We start from the raw sequence: 4,367 nt of genomic DNA, 5'->3' as shown, positions 1-4,367 counted from the left end.
TTATATTCTAAGAGCTGGAATTTGGGACAATCGCCCCGCATTTAGGTCATCGGAGCGCCGAAAATCGCCGAATGCGCGCCTTACAGGAGCGTCACTGTGACGTTTCGAGGGCACACATTCGCACCGCTGTTCGATTCGGCGCCTTAGAATCCCTCAATTCCGCGGGCAGGAAAAAAGGGTCGCGCCCCCAGGCGCGCAGCGGCGGGGGCGGGGAAAGGCGCAGGCGCCCTCGGGCGCGCAGCAGCCGGGAAGCGAGGGACACACCCCAGGCCGCTACTTTGCGACGATGTTCACCATCTTGCCCGGCACGACGATAATCTTGGCCACCGTCTTGCCCTCGATGTGTGCAGCGACGTTTGGCTCCTCCAGCGCAGCAGCCTCGATCTCCTCCCGCGAAGCATCCGCCGCCACGTTAATGCGCCCGCGCAGCTTGCCCATGACCTGCACAGGCAGCTCGATGGAGTCGTCCACCAGCCACTTCTCGTCCCACACCGGGAACGGCTCATAGGTGATGCCCTCGGAGTGCCCCAGGACCTCCCACATCTCCTCGGCAATGTGCGGCGCCACCGGCGCGAGCATCTGCACCAGCGGTTCAACAGCAGCCCGCGGAGCCGCCCCAGCGGAGTACGTCTTCGTCAGGTAGTTCACGTATTCGATCATCTTCGCCACGGCTGTGTTGTCGCGCAGCTCCGCATAGTTCTCGTGAACCCCCGCGATGGTCCTGTGCAGGGCCTTCAGGTCGTCATCCGTGAGGGCGTCATCACTCACAGAACCCTTACCCGTGCCCTCATCGACGGCGAGGCGCCACGCGCGCTGCAGGAATCGCTGCGCGCCCACAACGTCCTTCGTCGCCCACGGCCGCGACGTGTCGAGTGGCCCCATCGCCATCTCGTACACGCGCAGGGTGTCCGCACCGTAGTCGTCGCAGATCTCGTCGGGCGAGACCGCGTTCTTGAGGGACTTGCCCATCTTGCCGTATTCCTGAAATACTTCCTCTTCCTTCTGGACGCCCTCAGCATCATCCGCCTCACGAACCCAGAAGAACTTACCGTCGCGTTCGGTGACCTCCTCCGCGGGGACGTACACGCCGCGGGAGTCCGTGTACGCGTAGGCCTGGATGTAACCCTGGTTGTACAGGCGGTAGTAGGGCTCGAAGCTGGAGACTACGCCCAGGTCGAACAGCACCTTGTGCCAGAAGCGGGCGTACAGCAGGTGAAGCACGGCGTGCTCCACGCCGCCGACATACAGGTCCACGCCGCCGGAGGGGCGGCCTTCGCGCGGGCCGACCCAGTAGCGTTCGTTTTCGATATCTACCAGGGCGTTGTCGTTGTTCGGGTCGATATAGCGCAGCTGGTACCAGGAGGAACCCGCCCACTGCGGCATGACGTTCGTGTCGCGGTAGTAGGTCTTTTCCCCGTCGCCGAGGTCCAGGGTGACCTCGACCCACTCCTTGGCCTTGGCCAGCGGGGGCTGGGGTGCGGAGTTCTTGTCGTCGGGGTCGAAGCTGACGGGCTTGTAGTCCTCCACTTCGGGCAGCTCAACGGGGAGCATCTCCTCCGGCAGGCCGTGTGCCATACCGTTCTCGTCGTAGACGATGGGGAAGGGCTCGCCCCAGTAGCGCTGGCGGGCGAACAGCCAGTCGCGCAACTTGTACTGGATCTTGCCAGCGCCCTTGTCATGGGATTCCAGCCATTCGATGGCCTTGTCGATGGCCTCTGCCTTGCCCAGACCGTTGAGCTCCAGGCCGTCGGAGTTGTTGGAGTTGATGTGCGGGCCGTCCTCGGTGAACGCCTCGGTGAGCTCGGCGCCCGCCGCAACCCCGGCGCCGCCCTGCTCGGCAGCACCAGCGGCGCCAGCTGCGCCTTCCGCCGCGCCCTCAGCTGCCAGCACCGGCACGATCGGCAGCCCGAACTCGGTGGCGAACTCGAAGTCGCGGGTATCGTGCGCCGGCACAGCCATAATCGCGCCGGTGCCGTAGCCCGTCAGCACATAGTCCGCGATGAAGACCGGCACCTGCGCCCCGTTCACCGGGTTGGTGGCATAAACGCCCAGGAAAACGCCCGTCTTCTCCTTGTTCTCCTGGCGCTCCAGGTCGGACTTGGCGGCGATTGCCGCGCGGTATGCCTCCACTGCCGCAGCCAGGTTTGCCTGGCCGTAGGTCCACCGTGGGTCGACATCCGTGTAGGCGTCCTTACCCGTAGAAGAACCACCGGCCTGCGCAACGAGCGTATCGACCAGCTCGTGCTCCGGGGCCAGCACCATGTAGGTCGCGCCGAACAGCGTGTCGGGGCGCGTGGTGAACACGTCAATGTCGTGACCCAGGCAGTCGAACGTGACCTCCGCGCCGCGCGAACGGCCGATCCAGTTGCGCTGCATGGACTTCACCTTTTCCGGCCAGTCCAGGAACTCCAGGTCGTCGATCAGGCGGTCGGAGTACGCGGTGATGCGCATCATCCACTGCTGCAGGTTCTTGCGGAAGACGGGGAAGTTGCCGCGCTCGGAGCGGCCCTCTGCAGTGACTTCCTCGTTCGCCAGCACCGTGCCCAGGCCCGGGCACCAGTTCACCGTGGAGTTCGAGCGGTAGACCAGGCGGTAGCTATCCAGCACCTTCTGCTTCTCGGCGGCGCTGAGGTCCGCCCAGTCCGCGCGCTCGGCAGCGAGCTTTTCCTCCAGCTCTGCAATCGGGCGCGCCTTGCCCAGGGTGCCGTTGGCGTTCTTGGCCTCCGGGTCAAACCAGGAGTTGTAAATCTGCAGGAAGATCCACTGCGTCCAGCGGTAATAGTCCGTGTCCGTGGTGGCGAAACTGCGGCGCTTGTCGTGACCCAGGCCCAGGCGGCCCAGCTGGCGCTCCATGTTGGCAATGTTGCCCATGGTGGTGGTGCGTGGGTGGGTGCCAGTCTGCACGGCGTACTGCTCGGCGGGCAGACCGAACGCGTCATAACCCAGCGTGTGCAGCACATTTGCGCCCTTCATGCGGTGGAAGCGCGCGAAGACGTCCGTGCCGATGTAGCCCAGCGGGTGGCCGACGTGCAGACCCACGCCGGACGGGTAGGGGAACATGTCCTGGATGAACTTGCGGTCTTCCGGCAGCTCCGCACCCGGCTCCGCGAGGTCGCCCGTCGGGTTCGGGGCGTTAAACGTGCCGTTGTCCGCCCAGTGCTGCTGCCACTTGGCCTCGATCTTGGCCGCGAGTTCAGGGGTGTAGCGGTAGGAGGTTGCGCCCGCGGACGTGCCCGCGGAGGTGTCTTCAGTGCTGCCGTTCGTCATGGTTTAACAGTCTAGTAGGTGCCACGGACAGGGCAGGCTATTGCGTTTGGCTTGTTGGCCACCTGCGGTAATAGACTGTTTCGCATGATCGTGTTGACCGTTGTGTTGGTAATTGTGGGGCTTGTGTTCTTTGTTGCGGGTCTGCTGGGGGCTGTGGGGAAGCTGCCGGGTAATCCGGTCGTTGGCCTGCGCGTTCCGGAGGTCCGCAAGTCCCAGGAGCTCTGGAACACCGCACACCGGATCGTCGGCCCAGCCTGGATGGGCGCCGGTGCGGCATTGCTCGGAGCGGCGCTGATCACCCTGAAGGTGAGCGGTTGGATGTGGCTGGTCTTTGCGTTGTTGCTGGTCGGGGCTGTTTTCTTGATCGGTCTGGGCTCGGCTTTGGGCGCTCACACCGTCGCGCGCCTGGATTCCCGCGCCGCCCAACTCGAGGCCGCCGATTCTTCTTGCTGCTCTAGTGGTGACGCCACCTCGGCCTCCTGCTGCTCCGATTCCAGCGAGGCCGCCGGCGCTTCCGACTCCGCTGGCGCTTGCTGTTCCGACGCCGGCGCTGGCGCCAACACTGGCACGGTGAGCGCGGAGGCGTGCGCAAGCGGCCAGGCCTGCGGCAGCTGCTCGCTGAATGGCTCCTGCGAGGGCGGCGGCGTGGACTGGGAGGCCGCCCGCCGGGCCGCTTCCGCCCAGGACTCGGCGCAAGACTCTGCGCAAAGCCCGGCGCAGAACCCCGCGCAAGACCCGGCACAGGCCTAGCCCCCGATCCTTAGGCCTTCAATCTTTGGCCCTTCGATCCTTGTACCCCGATTCCTTAAGCCCCCGACCCACGTCGGGGGCTTACTTTTGCCCACATTGAGGCGGCTAAAAGGGCAATGTCCCAAATCTTCGAGTTATTGAAAGTAGCGGGTTTGAAGCCAAAAATGGCGACCCTCTGACCTGCGAACATAGAATAGTTATATTCTAAGACGTGGAATTTGGGACATTCACCCCTCCAGTCCGCCAGCCAGTCAGCCATCGGCGCACCAAAATTACCCGGACTTCAGCCCGGCAACTCAGCACCACCTCACCCGGCACCCCAGCTCTACCGCGCAGGCCTTACCCAGCTC

General features: G+C 64.5%; 2 protein-coding genes. One reads left to right on the top strand and one right to left on the bottom strand.

Annotation, left to right across the window (positions count from 1 at the left end; genetic code table 11):
• Positions 1–273: 273 nt before the first annotated feature.
• Positions 274–3,267, bottom strand: coding sequence for a leucine--tRNA ligase (locus HMPREF2678_RS04830; RefSeq protein ID WP_070551157.1), 2,994 nt, complete (start codon positions 3,265–3,267; stop codon positions 274–276).
• Between the two features lie 84 nt (positions 3,268–3,351).
• Between HMPREF2678_RS04830 and HMPREF2678_RS04825 the strand changes: the two genes are divergently transcribed.
• On the top strand, positions 3,352–4,017 hold the full coding sequence (locus HMPREF2678_RS04825) for an SdpI family protein (protein WP_070551155.1): 666 nt from the start codon (positions 3,352–3,354) through the stop codon (positions 4,015–4,017).
• Positions 4,018–4,367: the final 350 nt, after the last annotated feature.

This window comes from Corynebacterium sp. HMSC058E07 (assembly GCF_001809885.1).
In the GTDB taxonomy this organism is placed as follows: Bacteria; Actinomycetota; Actinomycetes; order Mycobacteriales; family Mycobacteriaceae; genus Corynebacterium; species Corynebacterium macclintockiae.
The sequence above is the reverse complement of the archived record's forward strand: the minus strand, read 5'-3'. Positions and strand labels throughout refer to the sequence as shown.

Coding starts and splice junctions, on each gene's coding strand:
- HMPREF2678_RS04830 (WP_070551157.1), bottom strand. CDS start 3,267: ATGACGAACGGCAGCACTGAAGACACCTCCGCGGGCACGTCCGCGGGC.
- HMPREF2678_RS04825 (WP_070551155.1), top strand. CDS start 3,352: ATGATCGTGTTGACCGTTGTGTTGGTAATTGTGGGGCTTGTGTTCTTT.